The sequence below is a fragment of the Mesorhizobium sp. M0991 genome, from assembly GCF_040318915.1.
GTDB lineage: Bacteria > Pseudomonadota > Alphaproteobacteria > Rhizobiales > Rhizobiaceae > Mesorhizobium.
The window spans coordinates 171,185-193,059 of the sequence record NZ_JAMYNE010000011.1 but is presented as its reverse complement, the minus strand read 5'-3'; the positions used below and the strand labels follow the sequence as shown (position 1 = coordinate 193,059).

General features: G+C 61.4%; 22 protein-coding genes, 1 tRNA gene and 2 pseudogenes. 13 read left to right on the top strand and 12 right to left on the bottom strand.

Annotated features, from left to right (window positions below):
• Positions 1 to 654: 654 nt before the first annotated feature.
• The 3 genes from NKH70_RS18260 to NKH70_RS18250 all read left to right on the top strand — a co-directional run bounded on the left by NKH70_RS18260 (position 655) and on the right by NKH70_RS18250 (position 4,860).
• On the top strand, positions 655 to 1,737 hold the full coding sequence (locus tag NKH70_RS18260; RefSeq protein ID WP_353025786.1) for a substrate-binding domain-containing protein: 1,083 nt from the start codon (positions 655 to 657) through the stop codon (positions 1,735 to 1,737).
• 83 nt (positions 1,738 to 1,820) lie between these two features.
• Positions 1,821 to 4,076 (top strand): ABC transporter permease, encoded by a 2,256-nt coding sequence (locus NKH70_RS18255; RefSeq protein WP_352912581.1) that lies wholly within the window; start codon positions 1,821 to 1,823, stop codon positions 4,074 to 4,076.
• A complete protein-coding gene (locus NKH70_RS18250; protein WP_352912580.1) occupies positions 4,069 to 4,860 on the top strand; it encodes an ATP-binding cassette domain-containing protein in 792 nt (263 codons plus the stop codon). The genes NKH70_RS18255 and NKH70_RS18250 overlap by 8 nt, the downstream gene beginning before the upstream one ends.
• Positions 4,861 to 5,333: 473 nt before the next feature.
• On the opposite strand, the pseudogene NKH70_RS18245 reads toward NKH70_RS18250, so the two are convergent.
• The 3 genes and pseudogenes from NKH70_RS18245 to NKH70_RS18235 form a co-directional block, all read right to left on the bottom strand.
• Positions 5,334 to 5,564: pseudogene (locus tag NKH70_RS18245) on the bottom strand (amidohydrolase family protein); the annotation flags it as partial.
• A 26-nt stretch (positions 5,565 to 5,590) separates the two neighbouring features.
• Complete coding sequence (locus tag NKH70_RS18240) at positions 5,591 to 5,800, bottom strand: recombinase family protein (RefSeq protein WP_352912578.1); 210 nt, start codon at positions 5,798 to 5,800, stop codon at positions 5,591 to 5,593.
• 196 nt (positions 5,801 to 5,996) lie between these two features.
• On the bottom strand, positions 5,997 to 6,419 hold the full coding sequence (locus NKH70_RS18235) for a CBS domain-containing protein (protein ID WP_125007292.1): 423 nt from the start codon (positions 6,417 to 6,419) through the stop codon (positions 5,997 to 5,999).
• Positions 6,420 to 6,611: 192 nt separating this feature from the next.
• On the opposite strand from NKH70_RS18235, the pseudogene NKH70_RS18230 reads away from it, so the two are divergent.
• The 3 genes and pseudogenes from NKH70_RS18230 to NKH70_RS18220 form a co-directional block, all read left to right on the top strand.
• A pseudogene (locus tag NKH70_RS18230) lies at positions 6,612 to 6,740 on the top strand (NAD-binding protein); the annotation flags it as partial.
• Between the two features lie 184 nt (positions 6,741 to 6,924).
• On the top strand, positions 6,925 to 7,386 hold the full coding sequence (locus NKH70_RS18225) for a phasin (RefSeq protein ID WP_352912577.1): 462 nt from the start codon (positions 6,925 to 6,927) through the stop codon (positions 7,384 to 7,386).
• Between the two features lie 537 nt (positions 7,387 to 7,923).
• Entirely contained in the window at positions 7,924 to 9,552 is a 1,629-nt protein-coding gene (locus NKH70_RS18220; protein ID WP_352912631.1) for a recombinase family protein, read from the top strand.
• Here the strand turns inward: NKH70_RS18220 and NKH70_RS18215 are convergent.
• Positions 9,509 to 9,585: transfer RNA gene (locus tag NKH70_RS18215), tRNA-Met, on the bottom strand. The two genes, NKH70_RS18220 and NKH70_RS18215, sit on opposite strands and share 44 nt — an antisense overlap.
• Positions 9,586 to 9,821: 236 nt before the next feature.
• Here NKH70_RS18215 and NKH70_RS18210 point away from each other — a divergent pair.
• Positions 9,822 to 10,781 (top strand): Gfo/Idh/MocA family protein, encoded by a 960-nt coding sequence (locus NKH70_RS18210; RefSeq protein WP_352466761.1) that lies wholly within the window; start codon positions 9,822 to 9,824, stop codon positions 10,779 to 10,781.
• 13 nt (positions 10,782 to 10,794) lie between these two features.
• Here the strand turns inward: NKH70_RS18210 and mnmA are convergent, their stop codons facing one another.
• A complete protein-coding gene (mnmA, locus tag NKH70_RS18205; RefSeq protein ID WP_352912576.1) occupies positions 10,795 to 11,985 on the bottom strand; it encodes a tRNA 2-thiouridine(34) synthase MnmA in 1,191 nt (396 codons plus the stop codon).
• Positions 11,986 to 12,246: 261 nt separating this feature from the next.
• Between mnmA and sciP the strand changes: the two genes are divergently transcribed.
• Positions 12,247 to 12,522: a CtrA inhibitor SciP gene (gene sciP, locus NKH70_RS18200; protein ID WP_023679563.1), complete on the top strand. Its 276-nt coding sequence runs from the start codon at positions 12,247 to 12,249 to the stop codon at positions 12,520 to 12,522.
• Between the two features lie 57 nt (positions 12,523 to 12,579).
• On the opposite strand, the gene NKH70_RS18195 is transcribed toward sciP, so the two are convergent.
• Positions 12,580 to 13,506 (bottom strand): NADP-dependent oxidoreductase, encoded by a 927-nt coding sequence (locus NKH70_RS18195; RefSeq protein ID WP_352713317.1) that lies wholly within the window; start codon positions 13,504 to 13,506, stop codon positions 12,580 to 12,582.
• A 91-nt stretch (positions 13,507 to 13,597) separates the two neighbouring features.
• On the opposite strand from NKH70_RS18195, the gene NKH70_RS18190 reads away from it, so the two are divergent.
• A complete protein-coding gene (locus NKH70_RS18190; protein ID WP_352466764.1) occupies positions 13,598 to 13,993 on the top strand; it encodes a winged helix-turn-helix transcriptional regulator in 396 nt (131 codons plus the stop codon).
• A gap of 62 nt (positions 13,994 to 14,055) precedes the next feature.
• Here the strand turns inward: NKH70_RS18190 and NKH70_RS18185 are convergent, their stop codons facing one another.
• Positions 14,056 to 14,433, bottom strand: a complete 378-nt coding sequence (locus NKH70_RS18185) for a flagellar export protein FliJ (protein ID WP_023719275.1) — start codon at positions 14,431 to 14,433, stop codon at positions 14,056 to 14,058.
• Positions 14,434 to 14,883: 450 nt separating this feature from the next.
• Here NKH70_RS18185 and ctrA point away from each other — a divergent pair, with 450 nt between their 5' ends.
• Complete coding sequence (gene ctrA, locus NKH70_RS18180; RefSeq protein WP_006203583.1) at positions 14,884 to 15,579, top strand: response regulator transcription factor CtrA; 696 nt, start codon at positions 14,884 to 14,886, stop codon at positions 15,577 to 15,579.
• Between the two features lie 105 nt (positions 15,580 to 15,684).
• Here the strand turns inward: ctrA and NKH70_RS18175 are convergent, their stop codons facing one another.
• The 3 genes from NKH70_RS18175 to NKH70_RS18165 form a co-directional block, all read right to left on the bottom strand.
• Complete coding sequence (locus tag NKH70_RS18175; RefSeq protein WP_352466765.1) at positions 15,685 to 16,053, bottom strand: response regulator; 369 nt, start codon at positions 16,051 to 16,053, stop codon at positions 15,685 to 15,687.
• A 238-nt stretch (positions 16,054 to 16,291) separates the two neighbouring features.
• Entirely contained in the window at positions 16,292 to 16,921 is a 630-nt protein-coding gene (gene chpT, locus NKH70_RS18170; RefSeq protein ID WP_023679558.1) for a histidine phosphotransferase ChpT, read from the bottom strand.
• Positions 16,922 to 16,942: 21 nt separating this feature from the next.
• Positions 16,943 to 17,188, bottom strand: a complete 246-nt coding sequence (locus NKH70_RS18165; RefSeq protein ID WP_352912575.1) for a hypothetical protein — start codon at positions 17,186 to 17,188, stop codon at positions 16,943 to 16,945.
• A gap of 117 nt (positions 17,189 to 17,305) precedes the next feature.
• Here NKH70_RS18165 and NKH70_RS18160 point away from each other — a divergent pair, with 117 nt between their 5' ends.
• On the top strand, positions 17,306 to 17,842 hold the full coding sequence (locus tag NKH70_RS18160; protein ID WP_292660010.1) for a DUF1134 domain-containing protein: 537 nt from the start codon (positions 17,306 to 17,308) through the stop codon (positions 17,840 to 17,842).
• A 147-nt stretch (positions 17,843 to 17,989) separates the two neighbouring features.
• Entirely contained in the window at positions 17,990 to 19,153 is a 1,164-nt protein-coding gene (locus NKH70_RS18155) for a coiled-coil domain-containing protein (protein WP_352912574.1), read from the top strand.
• 135 nt (positions 19,154 to 19,288) lie between these two features.
• Here the strand turns inward: NKH70_RS18155 and NKH70_RS18150 are convergent, their stop codons facing one another.
• The gene (locus NKH70_RS18150; protein ID WP_352912573.1) at positions 19,289 to 20,086 is read right to left on the bottom strand and encodes a TrmH family RNA methyltransferase; all 798 of its coding nucleotides are present in this window, start codon (positions 20,084 to 20,086) and stop codon (positions 19,289 to 19,291) included.
• 315 nt (positions 20,087 to 20,401) lie between these two features.
• Here NKH70_RS18150 and NKH70_RS18145 point away from each other — a divergent pair, with 315 nt between their 5' ends.
• Entirely contained in the window at positions 20,402 to 21,406 is a 1,005-nt protein-coding gene (locus tag NKH70_RS18145) for a L,D-transpeptidase (protein WP_352912572.1), read from the top strand.
• Between the two features lie 55 nt (positions 21,407 to 21,461).
• On the opposite strand, the gene NKH70_RS18140 is transcribed toward NKH70_RS18145, so the two are convergent.
• Positions 21,462 to 21,800, bottom strand: coding sequence for an ArsR/SmtB family transcription factor (locus tag NKH70_RS18140; protein WP_352466769.1), 339 nt, complete (start codon positions 21,798 to 21,800; stop codon positions 21,462 to 21,464).
• Positions 21,801 to 21,875: the final 75 nt, after the last annotated feature.

The window sequence follows — 21,875 nt, the reverse complement described above, 5'->3', positions numbered from 1 at the left end:
CGAAATCCTTGGAGCATGGCTGCCATGAAGCGCGCGAACAGGGCTCGATCCATAGGCAGGATCTGCATGACGCCGGTCATTGCACCCGTCATTTGAAGGCTGGATGGACAAGATGCGCCGCATTTCGGTACCTCAGGTCGACGTTGCCATTTCGCGCAAGCGGACATAGCGGCCAGCGAAGCCCAAGTCGTGGTTGCGCCAGAAACGGTCCTTCCCAGGTGGGACAGCCAAAGGCGTGTCACTATACAATTGCGGTCATTCGCATTGGCCGATTTCTGGCGACGATTGTGCTGTATCCATCCTCGCTTGCGAGCAGCGGATCGGCCGTCCACTGAATGAGTCATCGCTTCCCGTATCGCCGCTGCCCCGGCGTCGATCTTCTTCTCGAACACCGTCATGTCGAGCTGACTGCCGTTCGGGATCGCGCTTCGCCGGCCAAAAGCCTTCCGAACTCTCAGCCGGCCTTCACTTGCGTCAGGTGACCTTTCGACGGCGGATGCTTTTCCGCTCTAAACCAATTCGTCGGTGAAAGTGGGAGCACTATTTACGTGGGCGGGCTTTGGGCAGAATATGAGGGGTGGGAGGAAGCATTCGGAATCCCTGAATAAATGCGCCCGAACGGCTTCCGACCGTTGGTTGCAAGGGAGGAAAATCATGAAACGCATTTTCTCGCTCGCGGCGTGTGCCGCGGCGTTATCGCTCGGCGTATCGAACGCCTACGCACAATCGGGCGGCGTCGATAAGGCGGTCGGCGGCTACAGCTTCGAAGAAGCCGCAAAGGAGGCCCCCGGTACCAAGGACTTCCATTCGGCCGATGGTCACCTCACTTTCGCTATCGTGACACACACTGCCGGCAATGGCTTCTTCGATCCGGTCTACGTCGGCGCGACCGTCGCCGGCAACCTGATCGGCGCCAAGATCCTGCTGCTCGGCTCGGAATCGCCGACCGACGACCCTGCCCGCGAGATCGAAATCCTGAACCAGATCGTGCAGGATCCGACGATCGACGGGCTGATCATGACAACGCCCCAGGTCGGCGCCTATAACGACATCGTCAAGGCCGCCGAGGCGAAGGGCATACCAGTCGCCACGACCAATTCCTTTGACGGCACGATCCTCAACCGCAGCGGCATCGGCCACACCGGCCAGGACGCCTCCGCTGCCGCAATCGCCGGCGAGGCGCTCGTCAAGTGCCTCGCGGACAAGGATATCGAGAAGGGTTCGATCGTCCTGCCGTCGTCGACCGCAATGGGCAACATCGAGGTGAACAATCGCGTCACTTCGGCTTTCAACGCCATCGTCAAGGGCTTGAAGGATGCCGGCAAGCTTGATGCCTTCAAGGTCGGCGCGGGTCCGGAGAACACCGGTATCGACACCAATCCGAATGATCCGGTGAACGGCATCGTGACGCTGTTCGAATCGCGCGGCGATGTCGTTGGCGCCTTCGCCGGCAACAACGTGTTCACGCCGGCGCTTGCCAAGGCCGTCGCTCAGACCGGAATGACCGGCAAGATCTGCGCCTACGGTTTCGACCTCGGTCCGGCCCAGCAGGATGCGATGAAGAGCGGCGATCTGACCGGCGCGCTCGGGCAGCAGCCCTTCTTGCAGGGCTTCTGGCCGGTCATGCAGCTCTATCTGGAGATCGATCGAGGCATCGCGGCGGCCAACCTCGACACACGCGCCCAACTCGTGACGAAGGAGACCGTCGAGGACGTCGGCAAGCGCTTCGAGAACTGAGTCCGCTCGGAACGTCTGAAATCACTGCGGGAGGGCGCAGGCTCTCCCGCAATGCGGCAGCAGGAAATCGACCAGAAGAGACCATGGCGCTTACCGCGACCACATCGCTCGGCCGTGCGCCGTCCCAGATTGTCGGCGGCTGGGAGGTGGGGCTCGTTGCCTTGCTTTTGCTGCTCTATCTCGGCGGCGCTCTCGTCAATCCCGCGTTCTTCGGGTCAACAGGAGCGTTTCACTCGCTGCTCCGCGACACCTCGCGGGTTGCCATCATCGCGGTCGGAGTGACCTTCGTCATCGTCAACAAGGACCTCGACCTTTCGGTCGGTTCGACTTACGGCCTAGTCGCCGTCGTCTTCGCCAGGCTGTTCGCGCCGAACTTCCTTGACCTCGGCGTCGTCACGTCGGTAATCCCCTGCGTCCTTCTCGGCACGCTGATCGGGCTGGTCAACGGCGTGCTCGTCACCATCTTGAAAGTGCCGGCGTTCATCGCCACTCTGACTGTCCTCTTCATCGGCCGCGGCTTCGTGCTGGCGCTCACTCACGGCCAGGCGATCTACTACCCTGCCAAGGCGACCGGCTATCCGGTTTTTTTTCACCTCGGCGAGACTAACCTCCTCGGCTTCAACAACCAGATCGTGATCTTCCTCGTTGTCGCCGTGACCGGCGCCTATGTGCTTGCCAAGACGCGCTGGGGCTACGAGACCTTCGCCACCGGCGGCAACGAGCAGGCGGCGTCCTATGCCGGCATCCCGACCAACTGGGTGCGCATCCGAGCCTTTCTGATCTCCTCGCTCTGCGCGGCGCTAGCCGGCTTGATGTCAGCCGCCCAAGACAAGGGCGTGACGCCCCTCTACGGCGTCAGCGGTGAGCTGACCGTCATTGCCGCCGTGATCATCGGCGGCGCCTCGATCCTCGGCGGCCGCGGTCGGGTCGCCGGATCCTGCCTTGGCGCCCTGCTGGTGGTGCTGCTCGACAAGGTGTTGCGCGAGGGCTGGCCGATCACGCGCATCATCAAGATCGGCGACGAGGAGATCACGGTCAACGCCGTTTTCTCGCTACCGGTCGGCGCGGTGCCGGTGTTCCTCGGGCTGCTGCTCGTCGTCGCGGTGCTCATCGAGCCCTATCTCATCCGCCGCCAGGTGGCAGGGCGCCTCTGGGCCTGGCTCCGCGGCCGGCCGCCGCCACCGGCCTACGAGATCGGCGGCATCGCGATCGAGGGGGTGCAGACCAAGGGCGCGATGGTGACCGACATGGCGCTGTCGGCCACCGGGTTCGGCAAGTTCCTCGCCCGGCGCGACGCGCTCGCCATCATCCTGACCGCGCTCCTGTGGCTGACCGGCCTCGCGCTCCGGCCGGACTACTGGTGGAACCTGTCCAACAGCTTCGCGATCTTGCTCAACTACACCGAGCTTGCGCTGATCACCATCGGGCTCACCTACGTCATCGCCGCCGGCGATATCGACCTCTCCGTCGGGGCGGTGCTCGCCCTCGCCGGCAGCACCGCCGCCTATTTCCTCAAGGTCCTTGGCGCCGACCCCGTGACCGCCGTGGCTATGGGCCTGCTCGCGGGCATGTGCGCCGGCCTCGTCAACGCGATCGTCACCGTCGGCTTCAAGCTGCCGGCCTTCATCGCCACGCTCGGCATGTTCTACATCGCCCGCGGCCTCGCCGCCTGGTTCGTCGCCGGGCAGCAGCTCACCGGCTGGCCCGAGGGCTACAACCTGCTTGGCCGCAAGGTGAACGACATCCTGCTGCACTACCGCATCTCGCTGCCGGACGGGCTCCTGCGCTCGATCGCCGAGGTGGTGAGCGTCCAGACCATCTGGATGCTGTTCGTCGCCCTCATTGCCGGCGTCGTGCTCGCCTACATGCCGTTCGGGCAGAAGGTCTATGCGACCGGCGGCAACATTCGCGCCACCGCTTATGCCGGGATCAACACCAACCGGGTGCGGTTCCTCGCGCTCATGCTGGCGGCGCTCTGCGCGACAATGGCCGGGATCATCAACGTCGCCTACTTCCGCAGCTTCAACCCGGTGGCTGGCCAGTTCCGCGAGCTCGACGCCATCGCCTCGGTAATCATCGGCGGCGGTTCGATCTTCGGCGGCTACGGCACCGTGATCGGGGCGCTCGCCGGGGCGGCGGTGATCACCCTGATCCGGGCGCTGCTGCAGCTCAACGTCCAGGGCTTCGCCATGCCGCAGCACTGGATCAACGTCTTCATCGGCGGCATCCTGATCGTGGCGGTGCTGATTGACATCTGGGTGCGCCAGGCCAACATCCTCGGCCGCCTGCGGGCGCGCCTCGCGCGGCGCACAAGAACGGCGGAAACCACCCATGCGTGACGCGACGAGGCCTGCACCGATCGTAGAAATGCGGGGCATCGAAAAAGCCTTCGGTGCGGTGCAGGCGCTCCGCAACGTCGACCTCGTGCTCTATCCCGGCGAGATCCTGGGCCTCGTCGGCGACAACTCGGCCGGCAAGTCGACGCTGATGAAGATCCTGACCGGCGCCTACCAGCGCGACGCCGGCGGCGAGGTCTTCGTCGCCGGGCAGCCGGTGCACTTCAAGAGCCCGCACGAAAGCCGCGACGCCGGCATCGAGATGATCTACCAGGATTTCGCTCTTTGCGGGAATATGGATGTCGGTCAGAATATCTTTCTTGGCCGTTGGCCGCTCAAGGGCCTTTTCGTCAATCGGCGGAAAATGTACGCGGAAGCCGACAGCGTGCTGAAGCGGCTCAAGGTCGACGTGAACTCCGTCTATCAAAAGGTCGAGAGCCTGTCGGGCGGCCGCCAGCAATCTGTGGCGATTGCCCGCGCTATCTCCTTCCAGCCGCGCGTGGTGATCCTCGACGAGCCGACCGCCAATCTCTCAGTGATGGCGACCGAGCGGCTGCTCGAGACCATGCTGGAGCTGAAAAAGCAGGGCGTTGCCCAGATCATCATCTCCCACCGCCTCGTCGACATCTTCGCTGTGGGCGACCGCGTGATGGTGCTGAAGCGCGGCGAGAACGTCGGCGATCGCTACGTCAGGAACACCGACGAGCACGAGGTCCTGGAGATTATTGTCTCCGGCACGCGAGCGCGCGCCCTTACGGCAGATGAAGCGTCGCCAAGCAAGATTTAACCGATCAGGACCAACGTCTCCGGGTGTGGCTGTCAAACGGCCCTTTCACAGCGGACGTTTCCCGCCAGGAAGCACGCACCGGATATGCAACCGCATAATGAAGGCCAGCCTTCGCTAAACTCGGTTCATCTCCCCTATGGCGCGCTTTCCGGCTCGAATGGCAGCTTCCACCCTTGTGCAGATCCTGCACCGTGACCTCAAGAAGGTCGTCACCGGGTCAGATCCAGACCATCTGTGTGCGGAGATGAATGTCCGTTTTGACAGTCCTCGCGGCGAAAGCTGCCATTCCGCTGTCGGCCCGTAGCGGAAATCTCTGCGGCTATCGGGTTCGTCGTTCGTTAAGCACAAACTGCGCCAAATCTCCATACGGAGCGGAATAGATGATGTATCGCAAATACGCGTTGCACCCGAAGGACAAATTAGTCCTGAAAAAAGATGCGATATCGCAGAACAAGTTGAAGTTACTTCTGGATCTAGACCATTCTCACAATATATTTACCGGCTCCCCTCGGTCCGCAGAGCTGTCCCTCTGAAATCATGACAGTGCCGCCCACGACGACCGTAGTCGGCCAACCGCTCACTTCCAAACCTTCATAGGGCGAATAGTCCGACCCATCATGTAACTCGCCGTGACGTATGGTTTTGCGCATGCTGGGGTCCCAGATCGCAATGTCAGCGTCTTTGCCCACCGCAATTGAGCCTTTATGTTTCAATCCAAAACCGTCCCGGTCTAACCGGGGCGGTTTTTGCGGCAACTCGATTTGGGCGAACTGCTCGCCGCCTCAACCTGGGCCAGGCGACCAGTCGCAGCCGCATCGCTGGCATTTCGTGGATTACCCAGCTTTTCGCCACGCTGCTTCCGGGCTGCCAGTTCGGCCCGAATCCGTTCGGAAATTTTCCGGCGCTCCTTCCTGGCCAGTGCGGTGTAGAGGTGCAGCATGAAGGGTCGGCGTCGGCCCCGAGTTCTGCGACGATGAACGACACGTTAGGCCATCAAGTCGGCAATAAACGCGACGTCGCGCGCGAGGCGGTCGAGCTTGGCCACGAGGACCGGACATTTCTGCCGGTTGAGGTCTTCGATCGAGGGCATGGGCAAAGCCCGGCGGATATCGACTATCCGCCGGGCGAGCCGCCCTTCAGTGGTGATGGGCGGAAACGCTCTTGACGTATTCGGACACAAGTTCCCTCGGCGCCGACTGACCGACGTCGCCGACGCTGAGGATGCCGACCATCCGCATACTCTTGTTGATCACCGGCAACCTGCGGATTTTCAGTTCCTCCATGTGCCGCATGGCCTTGGCCAGATCGTCGTCTTCGCGGCAGCAGTGAATGCCGGTCGTCATGACATCGCGCGCCGTCGCGGTGCGGCTGTCGAAACCGTCCTCCGCCAGTCCTTTGCAGACAATGTCGCGGTCGGTCACCATTCCGATCAGCCGGTCGTTCTCTCCGATGGGAATCGAACCGATATCCTCGGCTCGCATCAATTTCGCAAGTTCGGTGACAGCGGTTTCGGGGCTGACCCAGTCGACACCCTTGTGCATTGCGTCTTTGACTTTCATGGCGGACCTCCCTTTCTGGGGTTGGTGCATGTCCCTCTGTCTCATGTTACCGCGGACAGGATTTTCTGGAAACATCAAAAGGCTCTCCGACACAGAACCGGTGGAGCATCGACGAGTACGTTGAGTGCGTATCGATCGCCTTTCTCTTCGAATGGTCCAGCCGCTATTTTCTTCGGCACCCTCCGGCTCCCGACTGCGCGCCGCGGCATCGTGCTTGGCGCCAGTTTCATTGGCCTGGAAGTTGCCGCGGCCCTGCGCTCGCGCGATATCGAAGTTCATGTCGTGGCGCCGGATAACGGCCCATGGAGCGGTCCCGGAATGAGAGGCATGCGAGTGCCCCAGGTTCCGTTTCCGCCAGCGATTGCGGGCGCCGCCCTGCCTTCAGCGCTCGGTTGCCGTAGGGGAAGAAATTCATGGTGCAGCGCACAAAAACATTGCTATTGGGTTGTGTCGGTTTCATAATGAACGAGGCGTTTTTGGGGGTATCCACTGAAGGATGGAAACTATGTCCACCACTGAAAAAACCGCTGATGCCATTGAAGGCACCGCCCTACCGACCTTCGATCCGTCCAAGGTAACGGCCGAGTTCCGCGCTGCCGCTGAAAAGGGCGTCGAACAGTCGAAAGAAGTTTTTACCAAATTCAAGGCCGGCTCTGAAAACGCCCAGAAGGCTCTCGAGTCGAGCTTCGAAACCGCCAAAGCCGTTGGCAGCGATCTGTCGCTGAAGACAATTGCCGTTCTGCGCGCCAATACTGAAGCCGCCTTCTCGCACTTCGAAGCCCTAATTGCCGTTAAGTCGCCTTCCGAATTCGTTGAACTGCAGACCGCCTTCGTTCGCAAGCAGGTTGAAACGGCCGTCGAGCAGTCCAAGGAACTCCAGGCCATCACGACCAAAGCCGTCGAGGACGTATCCAAGCCGATCAAGTCCGCCTTCGAGAAGGCGATCAAGGAACTCAAAGTCGCCTAGCTTTTTCTTGGGCGGAGCCTTGGTCGCCGAGGCATCGGCGAAGGGGCAGGGGTAAGTGCGAGTAGGTCGGAAAGAGTCGCCACCGCGAGGCCAGTGCAGGAATGCCGCAGGCTTTGTACGTTTGAGTGGTCGCACGTCCGTTATTTGAACTTGTCGTTTTTCCCGACAAGGCTGAACGAGTTCAACCGATCAAGCTCGCGACTTTCCGAATAGCACGCCTTGCTATCCTTTTCTGCGACTGGTCGGTTTGATGGCTTCTCTGGTCTCCTGCATGAGCACATCTTGGAACACATGGACCAAGATCATGAACTCGGCAGGCTTGAAGGAGGCTACCCATCCTGCGGACTGCTATTCTCCGAGCCAACATGGCGGACGCTATTCTTGACTCGTTGCGAGCGCCACCCGCAATGGTGGTGAAATCCCCAAGACGGGTCTTGCGCCAGGCGCCTGACAGAGCGATTCTGCGCCTTGCAAGCGCTCTCGCGCGCCAGGCGGCCCGCGAAGATCACGCACGTGAACAGGCCGAGAAAATACATCATGAATCGAGCCGCGATCTACGCACGCTTCTCAACCGATCTTCAGAATGAACGATCTATAGACGATCAACTCGCGTTGTGCCGAACATACGCCGAGCGCGAGGGTCTGAACATTGTCGCAACGTTTGACGACCGAGCTCGCTCTGGCGGGTCCGTTATGGGCCGTGATGGTTTGCTCCACCTCATGGACAAAGCTCGTGAGCACGAATTTGATGTGCTGGTCGTAGAGGCGCTTGACCGGCTCTCTCGCGACATGGAAGACCTCGCCGGCATTCACAAGCGCCTTTCATTTCTTGGCGTCGAAATTCGTGCCGTCCACGAGGGCGTGGTGAACACAGTTTTGGTCGGGCTTCGCGGTCTTGTTGGGCAACTCTATCGAGAGGACAATGCTCACAAAGTTCGGCGGGGCCAAGCCGGCCGGATCAACAAGGGGCTCCACGCGGGTGGAATAACCTACGGCTACACTTACGTGCTAGGAGATCCTGGGAAGCGGCTGATCGCAGAGGACGAAGCGGAGATCGTGCGTCGTATCTTCAGGGAATACGTCGACGGACAGACCCCGCGCGACATCGCTCACAAACTCAACAGAGACCGCATACCGCCACCTCGTGGTCGAGCCTGGAATGCCTCTACCATCAATGGAAACGCGCAGAGAGGGACGGGGCTGCTTCAGAATGAACTCTATGTCGGCCGGTTGATTTGGAACAGGGTCCGAATGGTCAAGGACCCTGATAGCGGGAAGCGTGTCTCGCGCCCGAATCCTAAGAGCGAATGGCGAACAATCGAAGTTCCCGATCTCGCCATTGTTTCGCCCGACCTGTTCGAGGCGGCACGGGAGAGGAAAAAGGCTCGCGCAATCACCCATCCAAGCCATCAGCGCCGACCACGGCATATGTTGTCGGGGCTCCTTAGGTGCGGCGCTTGTGGAGCGGGAATGTCGTCAAACGGCAAGGACAAGTCCCGGCGTATTCGCATCCGTTGCTCGGCCGCCACGGAAAGCGGAACATGCCCTGATCCTAAAACCTTTTATTTGGATACAGTCGAGACCGCGGTTCTAAATGGGCTTACCGCCGAGTTGCGTCATCCTGAAGTAATTGCCCACTACGTCCAGACGTATCAAAAAGAACGGAGGCGCCTGGCAGCCGAAACCGATGCGCGGCGCACTCGTTTGGAGCGAAGGCTTGGAGAATTATCTCGGGAGATCGAGCGGCTGGTCAACGGCATCGCCAAGGGCCATGGCGACCCAGCCGTATTGGGACCGCAATCAACGACGCTCAATGAAGAGCGCAAGTGCATTGTGGCTGAGCTGGATCAGGCGCCCGCGGCGACCGGCGTGATCGCGCTGCATCCTGCAGAGCTGGCACGCTACGAGGAACAAGTAAACCAACTTCGAGCAGGGCTTGCCAACGGCCTTGAGGCAGGCGATCCCGAGTCCGCAGAGGCGATGCGGGAGTTGATCGACACCGTTACTGTGTTTCGAGATCCTTCGAGGATCGGCGGAATCGAAGTCGAAATCGCCGGACGTCTAACGGCACTCTTGGGCGAGAATGCCTTCCCCAACGGCGTCAAAGGAGTGTGGGGAAAGGTGGTAGCGGGAGAGGGACTTGAACCCCCGACCCCAGGATTATGATTCCCGTGCTCTAACCAACTGAGCTACCCCGCCAGGGCGGCGAAGGCCCGAAATCCAGCTTAAATCGGCAGGCATATCGGCGCGTTCGCCAAGGTCGCGCGGATATAAGGTTGCGAGGCCAAGCCTGTCAAGCATCGAAGTGGCTGCCGAGCCGGCATATTGCTGGCGCCTAAAGCTTTGCCGGGCAGACATTTGGGCGCACAGGCCGGGGTTGAGTTCAGCGAGGCACGTCGCTATGTCTCGGCCACGAAAGCCATGGTCAGGAATTGATGAAACCGCGCATTGCAGTCCTCGGTTGCGGATACTGGGGCAGCAACCACATCCGCACCCTCAAGGCGCTCGGCGCGCTGCACGCGGTTTCGGATGTCAACCCTGCGCGTGCGGAGGGTTTTGCCAGCGAGCAGGATTGCCTGGCAATCGAGCCGGAGGCGCTGTTTGCCCGCGACGATGTCGACGCCATTGTCATGGCGCTGCCGCCGCAGTTCCATGCCGACATGGCGGTGCGCGCCGTGCTCGGCGGCAAGGACGTGCTGGTGGAGAAGCCGATCGCGCTGACGGTGGCCGATGCCGAGCGCTCGGTGCAGGCGGCCGCCGATAATGGCCGTGTCTTCATGGTCGGCCACGTGCTGCGCTTCCATCCCGCCTTCGAGACGCTGAAGGCGCTGATCGACAATGGCGAGCTCGGCGAGGTCCGCTACATCCATTCGCATCGGCTCGGCCTCGGCAAGTTCCACACCGAAAACGACGCGCTATGGGATCTGGCGCCGCACGATCTGTCGATGATCCTGGCCATCACCGGCACCGAGCCGGTCGAGGTGCGCGGCGAAGGCGCTGCTCTTCTCGACAATCTCAGCGACTTTGCGCATCTGCACATGCGCTTTCCCAACGGCCTGCGCGGCCATCTGTTCGCCTCGCGGCTCAACCCTTACCGCGAGCGGCGGCTGACCGTGGTCGGCACCAAGGCGATGGCCGTGTTCGACGACGTCGAGCCGTGGGAGCGCAAGCTTGCCGTCTACCGCCACGCGGTGTGGCAGGACAGCGGCCAATGGGCGTTCACCGCCAACGAGCCGTCCTATGTGGCCGTCGGCGAGGGCATGCCGCTGACGCGCGAGCTCGAGCATTTCATCCACTGCATCGAGACACGGGCCGAACCGCGCACCAGCGGCGAGGAAGCCATCAGGGTGCTGCGCATCCTGACCGCCGGCACCGTCGCCCACACCAGGCCCTAAGCGAAAACGCCGTCTATTCGGCGGGAACCCGCGCCGGCTGGACGGCAAGCCGCGTCAGCATCGCCTCGGCTTCGGCGCCGCGCTCGGAGCGCTCGATGAAGCCGCCGCCGAACACACGCGCCTCGTTGCCATCGTCGGAATAGAGCACGCAAGCCTGACCGGGCGCGATGCCGGATTCGCCGTCGACCAGCTCCACCGAAGTGACACCGGCGCGGTGATGCAGCACGGCCGGGCGCGGCGGCCGCGTCGAGCGCACCTTGGCAAAAAGCTCAAGCCCGGTCGCCGGGATATCGGCCAGCGGGCCATCGCCCAGCCAGTTCATGTTGCGCAAGAAGATCTTGTGGGTCTCCAGCGCCTCGCGCGGGCCGACCACGACGCGGGCCCGGTCGGCGTCGAGATGAACGACGTAGAGCGGCTCGCCCGAGGCGATGCCGATGCCGCGGCGCTGACCGACGGTGTAGCGCAAAATGCCCTCGTGGCGGCCAAGCACGCGCCCGTCTATATGGACGATGTCGCCCGGATTGGCGGCAGCCGGCTTCAGCTTGGCGATGATGTCGGAATACTTGCCCTGCGGCACGAAGCAGATGTCCTGGCTGTCCTGCTTGGCAGCAACCGTCAGGCCCATCTCCTCGGCGATAGCGCGAACCTCAGGCTTCGACAGGCCGCCGAGCGGAAAACGCAGATAGTCGATCTGCGCCTGGGTGGTGGCGAACAGGAAGTAGCTCTGGTCGCGGTCGGCGTCGACCGGCCGGTAAAGCGCGCGGTGGGCGCCATTGGCGCCGGAACGGATGTAGTGGCCGGTCGCTAGCGCGTCGGCACCGAGTTCCTTGGCGGTCGCGAGAAGGTCGGCGAATTTCACCGTCTGATTGCAGGAAACGCAAGGGATCGGCGTTTCGCCGGCGACATAGCTCTCGGCGAACGGGTCGATCACTGCCTTGCGGAAGCGTTCCTCGTAATCGAGGACGTAATGCGGGATACCGAGCGTCTCGGAGACGCGGCGGGCATCGTCGATGTCCTGGCCGGCGCAGCATGAGCCGGCCCGGTGCGTTGCCGCGCCGTGGTCGTAAAGCTGCAGCGTGACGCCGACGACGTCGTAGCCCTCGCGCTTCAGGAGACCGGCAACGACCGACGAATCGACACCGCCCGACATGGCGACGACGACACGGGTGTTTTCTGGGCGTCCGGGAAGATCGAGGCTATTCATGGTTCTTTCGTTCTGCGCGGCGCTTCAATGCCAATGGCGGGAATATAGGTCAAGCGTCCCGGCTGCGCCAGCTTTGCCGGGCCGGCTCATTTTTCCGGGCGGGTTCAACGCGCTTGCCGGCAGATGTCTCAAATGCCGATGAAAAGACTAACGCCGCGTTCATGATCCTTACCTAACCATTAGGGTCTGCTTAGGCAAATTTTAAAGCTGTGGCGGTAATGTGGTGGGGATTGGGTCTTTGAGTTTTTTGTAGAGAGTACGATGACCGATCTAATTAGACCGCGAGTCAAATATGTTATCGGGCCAGACGGCAGCCCACTTACCATCGCCGATCTGCCGCCGACAAACACACGTCGCTGGGTTATCCGGCGCAAGGCGGAAGTTGTGGCGGCGGTGCGTGGGGGGCTTTTGAGCCTCGAAGAGGCGTGCCAGCGCTACAAGCTCACCACCGAGGAATTCCTGTCCTGGCAAGCGTCGATCGACGAATACGGCCTTGCCGGGCTGCGCACCACGCGCATCCAGCAATACCGCCATTAGGCCGGTAAGGGCGCCGATCCGCGCCCTTACGTTTGCGAGGGGCGACGATCTGCAATTTCAGACCGTCAGCACCACCTTGCCGATCGGCCTGGTGGCGAGGAAGGCATGGGCGGCACCTGCCTGTTCGAGCGGAAACGCCTTTGCCACGTGGACGGCCAGCTTTTTCGCGTCGATCAATTTGCCGAGCTCCACCAGAGCGGCACGGTCGGGCACTACGGACATGCGCTCGACGCGGATGCCTCGCGTCCTGGCCTTTGCTTTGGTGACATCGCTGACATCGAGCAGCGATACCAGAACGCCGCCGGCCTTGAGCACTTCCAGCGATTGCTCCGCATGCTCGCCGCCGAACGGGTCCAGAACCAGATCGATGTCGCGGGCCTTCCCGGTGAAATCATCCCTTGTGTAGTCGATCACCTCGTCGGCGCCGAGCGAGCGGACGAAATCGAGCTTTTCCGGGCTGGCGGTTGCGACGACGTAAGCGCCGTGCGCCTTGGCGATCTGCACCGCCAGATGGCCGACGCCGCCGGCTCCGGCGTGGATCAGCACGCGCTTGCCAGGTTCGAGCCGGCCATGGCGGACAAGGCCTTGCCAGGCCGTCAGGCCGGCCAGCGGCAGCGCGGCGGCTTGCGCGTGATCTATGCCTTCAGGTTTCGGCGCAAGCTCATCAGCCGGGACAGCGGCGAGTTCGGCGTAAGCTGCCGCCTGTTTGGGAAAGCGCGTCATGCCGAAGACGGCATCGCCGACCTTGAGGCCGGAGACGCCGGAGCCCAGCGCCTCGACAATTCCCGAAACGTCCCAGCCAAGGACAAAAGGCGGCTCACCAAGCAGCGGATAGTGGCCGCCGCGCACTGCGCCGTCGACCGGATTGATGCCGGCCGCCTCGATGCGGACGAGCACTTCGCCAGCCTGGGGTGATGGCGCGGGGCGATCGGCAATGACGAGGACGTCGGGTCCGCCGAAGGAATTCTGGATAATGGCACGCATGGAGGCTCTCCTGCTGGTTTGATATGCCACTATCATTTGGATAGTTACATTCTATTGTCTAGTATGTACCTTTATGATATATACGCACCTCATGGATAGCGATGATTGTTTCCCTTCTGGTTATGACGCGTTCCGACGGACGTGCCCGTCGCACGCCGTGCTTGAGACGCTCGCCAGCAAATGGGTCTACCTGGTGATCTGTGCGTTGCGCCAGGGCCGGCTCCGCAATGGCGAATTGGCGCGCAAGCTCGAAGGCATCACGCCGAAAATGCTGACGCAGACGCTGCGTATCCTGGAACGCGACGGTCTGGTCCGGCGCGAGGTTTTCCCGGTCATTCCGCCGCGGGTCGAATATGAGCTGACCGAACTTGGCCAGAACCTGGCAGGACTGCTCAATCAGATCAGAGCCTGGTCGGAGCAGCATGTGCCCGACATCAAGAATGCGCGCGCGCGGGCGGCGGAACAGCAGGAAGATCTGGGTGCCTGAGGCGGGCACGGTTCGGTGCGCAGCAATGGCGCTCAAGCGCGGCGCGCGTTAAAGCCTTGTTTTCAGCCGATCATGGCGCTGCGGCCGCCGGCTTCCGTGTCACGCGCCTTGGTGTCGCGCGATTCCAGCATCTCGGCCTTGGAAAGCTCCGCTTCGGCTTCGCTAAGCAATGATTCGGCGACATTTCGCTGCTGGGCGAGGTCGCTTTGCGAATTTCTGAGGTTGTCGCGGCGCAGACGTGCCGCCTTGGCGAAGGTCGGATAGGCAAAATGATTGATGTCGGTGATGCCGGCCTTCTTCTCCTCGGCGGCGATCTGAAGTTCCAGCTCGACGGCCATGCGCTCGAATTCGGCGATCATCATGTCGAGCTGCAGCAGCTGCCGCCGCTTCTCGCTCACCTGAAATTGCTTCAGCCGAACGAGGTTTTCACGTGACTTCATGATTCGGTACTCCCGGAAACGCACACCTGCACATATCGTCCAATTCACCCGGCAAGGCCCAGGCTTGACCCGTTTCCACCGGCTTTCCCGGAACTATGGGAAACAAACTCCTAAAGTTTTTTGCCGGCGGTAACCATTCGTTTACGGGCATTGTTAATCATACGGCTCAGGACTTAAGGGCGGGTAAAAATTCTGCGTCTCGTCGCGAAACCCAGCCAACGAGTCTGAAGAGTCACTTAGTCTGGCTTGTTAATGTGTCGTATTAGCGGTTTGGGTCTGTGATTCGTTATTGGATTCAATAAGGTGTAGAAAGGGGTTAAAAAATCTGATACCGTCACGGACGGGGAATTAGGTTTTATTAACCATTCGATGGCAGCCTCTGCTCAGGCAATCACTGCTCCGGTCCTGGACGGGTCGTGAAATGGTCCGGCAGCAGAAAAGGGGAATGAAATGCGCGTTCTGCTGATAGAAGACGACAGTGCAACCGCACAAAGCATCGAGCTGATGCTGAAATCAGAAAGTTTCAATGTCTATACGACCGACCTTGGTGAAGAGGGCGTCGATCTAGGCAAGCTTTATGATTACGACATCATTCTCCTCGACCTCAATCTGCCCGACATGTCGGGCTACGAAGTGTTAAGAACACTTCGCCTTTCCAAGGTGAAGACGCCGATCCTCATCCTCTCCGGCATGGCCGGCATCGAGGACAAGGTGCGCGGCCTCGGCTTCGGCGCCGACGATTACATGACCAAGCCCTTCCACAAGGACGAACTGGTCGCCCGCATCCACGCCATCGTGCGGCGTTCCAAGGGCCATGCCCAGTCGGTCATCACCACCGGCGACCTGGTGGTGAATCTCGATGCCAAGACCGTTGAAGTCGGTGGCCAGCGCGTGCATCTGACCGGCAAGGAATATCAGATGCTGGAGCTGCTCTCGCTGCGCAAGGGCACCACGCTGACCAAGGAAATGTTCCTCAACCATCTCTATGGCGGCATGGATGAGCCGGAGCTGAAGATCATCGACGTCTTCATCTGCAAGCTCCGCAAGAAGCTCGACGCCGCGTCGGGCGGGCAGAATTACATAGAGACCGTCTGGGGCCGCGGCTATGTGCTGCGCGAGCCTGAAGATATCCGGGTCAGCGCCTGAACCAAGCGCATGATCCCAAAGTGGGCGCCGGTTTTTCGGAAAAGAACCTGGTAAAACAACGAGATAGAGCTCATCCGACTTTCATCGGAATGGAACAGGCTCTGATCAGGCGGCAATCTTCAAGGCGCGGAAGCACTCGAGCAGTTGCGGCCTGTTGAACGGCTTCAGTAGGTAGCCCTGGGCGCCGGCGCGCTTTGCCCGCATGATCGCCCCGACGTCGACCTCGACCAGCGAAATCAAAACTTGCGGCAATACCGGGCTTTCCATGGCGCGCACGCGGCGGATGAGATCCTGCGCCTGCATGTCCGGCAAGGCACCGTCGACGACGATGATATCAGGCATGTCGGCCGCGCACATCTCGATCGCCTCATGGCCGCTGGCGGCTTCGATCACCATCATGCCGGAACCGCCCAGGATACGCCTTGCAACCTTCCTGATGACGCTCGAATTGTCGACGAACATGCAGCGTTTCATTTCCGGACCCTCTTTGCCATGTGGCGAACCGGCAGCGTCGTGGCATCTGCCGGGGAACATAGGCCGATCTGGTAAAGAAGCCGAAAAGCCGTTAGGTAAAATTTTCCTGAAGGTGTTTTAAGCGAAATCTTCTTTCGCAATGCTTCACGCAATCAATCTGCAAGCCGGTCCCACAGATGTTAAGACGACGCCGCAAATATGATTTGGAGAAAATACTTTCCCGGCTCTTAGCAGAACTTCAGACTGCAGAAAGGACGATCTCGTCGGCGGTCGCATGGATCGAAATCGTCATGTTGGCTTCGCGGGCCAGGAGCAGCGTGTAATAGGGCTGCACCGAATGCGCGTCGATCGGCTCTTCCGGCCTGTGGCCGGAATGCAATTCCAGGAATTTGGGCGGCACGCGCAGCATCGGGCCGCTCGCCGCGAGCGCAAAGCGCGGCTCGGTCTCGAGGTTCTCCAGCGTGACCACCAGCCTGCCGCCGCGCGGAATGGCGGCGTTGGCGACGAGGATGAGGTTGAGCAGCAGCTTGACCTTGTTCTTGGGCAACAGTGCGCGGGTTCCGTTCCAGATCAGTTCCGGCTTCTCGTTCTTCAGGAAGGCGATGGCCACGGCCTCGGCGTCCCCGGTGTCGATCAGCATGCCGGCGGAACCGGCGGCGCCGAAGGCGATGCGGGCGAATTGCAGGCGGGCGGAGGCGTTTTTGGCGCTTTGGCGGATCAGCTTCATGGCGTCTTCGTCGGCGCCGCCTTCGTCGAGCAGCTCAAGTCCGTTGTTTATGGCGCCGACCGGCGAAATGATGTCGTGGCAGACCCGGCTGCACAGCAGCGCTGCCAGGTCGGGTGCGGAAAGGGTGAAAAGCTCGGCCATCGGCAAAAATCCCTGCAAATTTCACAACACAATGACCGGGCGATCATGATCACGCCTGTCCACACGAATCACGCTCTCTCCCAAGCATTCTGAATACACAGCGCCTGTGCGTGCAGCAACAAATCCAAAATCATGATTGTCGAAAATGGTGTGTTCACGCAGCAGGGTGCTGCGCGGGCGATGCGAAACAGCCTTCGAACCGCCATCTTCATGTGAGAGTTTAATGGTTGAAAAAGGATTACGGCATAGTTTGCCCCTAACAGTCATCCTTAACGGCCGCCAAAGAGCCGTACGGGTGCGAGGCGTCGGCGAAAGTGCTCCCTGACGGAGATTGGAAGCATGGTTTCCCGATTCTACGACCGGACTTTTTTCCGTGTCATCTCAATGACGATCGCCCTCATCGGCCTTGTCGCCTTTTCGGCATCGGCCGCGCGGGCCGACGAATACACCGCACAGGAGATCGTCGATTCCGGTCATAAATTCTTCGGCGCGACATCGGGCGGGCTCGCCACCGTCGTCGAGAAGATTTTCGCCACCTATGGCCTGCCGAACGGCTATCTGCTCGGCGAAGAGGGGTCCGGGGCGCTGATCGGTGGCCTGACCTATGGCGAAGGCACGCTCTACACCAAGAATGCCGGCGATCACAAAGTGTTCTGGCAAGGCCCGTCGCTCGGCTGGGATTTCGGCGGCGAGGGCTCGCGCGTCATGATGCTGGTCTACAATCTCGACGATGTGAGCAGCCTCTATAACCGTTTTGGCGGCGTCGCCGGCTCCGCCTATGTCGTCGCCGGCGTTGGCTTCAATGTGCTGAAGAACAACAATGTGCTGCTCGTACCGATTCGTACCGGCGTCGGCGCCCGTCTCGGCGTGAATCTCGGCTACCTCAAGCTCACCCAGCGCGCGACCTGGAATCCGTTCTGACCTGCATGATGGCGCCACTGCGATTGGACCTGTGATCCCACGGTCTGAGCTTTGCCGCGGCATACTCTTGCCGTGGCGCCGGATTTCCGTCATGCGAAGATGGCAAAGTCGACCTTTGGCGGTTGCCATGCACAACGGATAGTCATCTTGGTCCAGTCGATCCTGTTCTTTGTCCTCGGCTTTCTCTGCGCGGGCTTTCTGGCGCTGATGATTGCCCCGGCCGTGTGGCGGCGGGCGGTGGCGCTGACGCGCAAGCGCGTCGAGGGCTCGATGCCGTTGACGCTGGCCGAGATCCAGGCGGACAAGGATCGCATTCGCGCCGAGTTCGCCGTTTCGGTGCGCCGGCTTGAAATGACCGTCAAGTCATTGCGCGAGAAGGCCGCCGAGCAGCTGGTCGAGATCGGCCGCGACCGCGAAGCCCTGAAGGAATTGGCGGCCGAGCGGCAGGACAAGAACCGGGTCGTCGCCGACCTCACAACCAGAGGCGAGGAGCTTCGCAAGCGCGACGAGCAGCTGCAGCAGCTGTCGGAGCGGCTTGCGGAGACCGAGCGCGCGCTCGAAAAGCGCGGGCTCGAACTGCGAAAACTGGAGCACATGTATGACGACGCCAGTTTTTCGTCCAGCAGCCGGCAGATCGAGCTGGTGGCGCGCGAATCCGAGCTGCAGAAGCTGGCGAGCGACATTTCGCTGCTGCGCGGCCAGCGCAAGGAGGCGGACAGGCGCAGCCAGGAATTGGCAGCCGAAAGCAAGGCTTTGCGGGACGCGCTGAAGGCCGAGAAGAAAAGAACCGGCGACCTGGAAAAGAAGGTCGAACGCCTGCTCGCCACGCTGGCCGATCGCGAGGACAGGCTGGAGCGCCGCGAGAAGGAACTGGTGCGCCTTCGCGAAAAGCCGAAAGGCGCTGAAAGGGCGCCTGCGGTGGGCCTTGCCGGCGTGCCAGGCAGTCAGGTCAATGTGGCCGCCAACGGCGACATCGAAAAGGCAACCGCCAAGCTCGATGCCGAGCGCGAGCGGCTGGAGGCCAGGCTGACATCGCTGGCACGCGAGAACAGGAGGCTGAAGACAGATCTTGCTGCCGTCGAAACATCGAAATCACAGGCCGGAGACGATACCGGCAGCGCCAGCGCCGCATTGCGCGAAGAGATGAACGATCTGGCGGCGCAAGTCGTGGCCTTGACGGCAAAGCTCGACGGGCCGGATTCGCCGATCGCCCGGGCGCTTGCAGCGCCTGAGGATACGCGGCCGGGGAGCGGCGGACGCAGCCTTGCCGATCGCGTGCGGGCGCTGCAGAAGGCCGCTTCGACCGACTGAGATTCCGCAAGCGCGAGCGCGGGACGCCCCGGCTCTAAAGCGCGTCGCGTTCGATCGGCCTCATGCGACGCTTTAGGTTCTTGTTTTGATGCATGTCGTTACCGCAAAACCGCTGCACACTTTGCGCGACATGCATTAGGCTCCGGAAAAATGATGCAGCGCGATGGCTGACGCGGCGGCGACGTTCAGGCTGTCGAAGCCTTGCGCCATACCGATCCGCAGCGTCTGCAGGCGGGCAAGCAGGCTTTCCGGCAGGCCTTCGCCCTCGGTGCCGAGATAGAGCGCCAGCCGCTCGTTTCTCTTGGCATCGCGAATGTCGATCTGCCCGCGCGGCGACAAGGCGAATTGGCTGAAGCCTTGCCGGTCGAGCATTGCGATGCAGCTGGCGGCGTCGGCAAAGCAGGCGAAGGGAATTTTCAAGGCGGCGCCGACCGAGACGCGGATAGCCTTGCGGTACAGCGGATCGCAGCAGGTCGGATCGAGAAGCACGGCATCCGCGCCAAAGGCGGCGGCATTGCGGAAGATCGAACCCATATTGTCATGATTGGCGATGCCGACCAGCACCACGATCAGCGTGCGGGCGGGCAGTGCGCCAAGCAAGGCCTCAGCGGAGATGGCCGTACCTTTGCGGCCGATCGCCAATATGCCGCGATGCATGTGGAATCCGGCGATCCTGTCCATGATTTCGCCGGATGCGACATAGATCGGAAGCCCGGCAGGCGCCTTGCGCAGGACGTCATCGAGGCCGGCCAGCCGGTTTTCGAGTACCAGCACCGATTCTGCCTCGAAGCGCCGGGCGGCAAGCAGCGTGTCGAGCACCACCTTGCCTTCGGCGACGAAACGGCCTTGCCGGCCGGCAAGATCTCGCTCCCGGATGTCGAGATAGGCGGCGACGCGGGGATCCTGCGGGTCGTCTATGCGGATCGGATTCATGGCTTCCTCGGCGGACCATGGCGTCGGCCGCGAATCGGGATTCGGTTTCGGAAGGCATGATGCAGGATCCGAAGCTCAGACCGTATCTCAGCGTCCAAATGGATGCACGTCGTTCGAACGGTCAAGCCCAATCAGGTGGATGCCGGGCTCAGATTGGGCCTGCCTGCCTCTTAGCGACAGGGAAATCTTGATTCCCGCGGCACGGCTCGTCGGCCAAGCCGTTTCAATGCAGAATTTTCGATAGAGCGAAGGAACCGCATGGGGCCATGCCGCGTCATAGAAGCGGGCTCCTGCTGCGGTCCTGGGAGGACATCAATGATCAGGCTCCTCCTCGTCTTTGCCGCCACGCTTACCCTCGCATGCGGCGTGGCTCGCGCGGCCAAGCTCGATCCAGCCACCGTCAATCAGGCCCAATTCACTATCGGCGAACCGAAGGGTGTCGATCCGACGCTGCTGAAGGCGCAGATCCTTCTGGATCGCGCCCGTTTCTCGCCGGGCCTGATCGACGGTCGCCTTTCCCAGAACTTCGCCAAGGCCGTCGCCGCGTTTCAGGCGGCAAACGGACTTCCGCCCGATGGCAAGCTCAGTCCACAAACCTGGAGCAAACTCGTCGCAACCTCCGCCAAGCCGGTGCTGGTGACCTATGAGGTGATGCGCAAGGATGTGCGCGGACCTTTCACCAGGCGTATTCCGGCCCGCTTGGAGAGGATGGCCAGCTTGCGGCGGCTCGGCTATCGCAATGCGGTGGAGAGGTTGGCTGAGCGCTTCCACGTCAGCGAACAATTGCTGAGAATGCTCAATCCGGGCACCAGCCTCAGGAAACCAGGCAGGACCTTGGTGGTGCCGGATGTCGACAGGGGCGACCCTCCCGCCGGCGTTGACGCCATCGAGGTCGACAAGGGCGCTCGCCAGGTGCGTGTGCTCGACCGTGCCGGCAAATGGCTGGCGGTCTACCCCGCCTCGATTGGGAGCGAGGAGAAGCCGGCGCCAAGCGGCACGGCAGAGGTCAGGCGTGTGGTCCACAACCCTACCTACCACTACGATCCGGACTTCGCTTTCAAGGGGGTCAAAACCAAGCGGCCCTTCACCATCGCTGCCGGGCCGAACAATCCCGTAGGATCGGTCTGGATCGATCTCTCCATCGAAAGCTACGGCATTCACGGCACGCCCGAACCAGGCAAGATCGGCACGACCTTTTCGCATGGCTGCATCCGGTTGACCAATTGGGATGCCGAAGATCTTGCCTCCATGGTGCAGCCGGGCACGAAGGTCGAGTTCAAAGACGAGATGGCGCAGACCGCCGACGAGCGCGTTCAGTAGCAAGGTGGACTTGGCAGCAAAGCGGATTTGGCGGGGCGTTCTCCGCCCCGGCCGCTCAGGTCCCGGCGCGACGCAGCCGGTGAGCCATTTGCGACAGTTCACCTTCGCCGAAAATGCCGTCCAGCATATGCAGCAATTCGCGCACCGCCTCGGATTTGCAGGAATAATAGATCATTTGCCGATCGCGGCGGGTCTCGACGAGCTCGGAAGCCCTGAGCTTGGCCAGATGCTGTGACAGGGCGGATTGGCTGAGCGACACTTTCTCGGCTATGGCGCCGACCGACATTTCGCCCTCGGCCAGATAGCTCATGATCAACAAACGTTTTTCGTTGCCCATCAGCGTCAGAAACGCAGCCGCGGTTCCGGCGTTGGCGACTAGTTTGTTCGAGACCATAGATCCCCCATGCCTTCTTGCTCATCCGCCGCTATGGGGGCAATAGCGTCGGATTCCATAGACTTTCCCTATAGA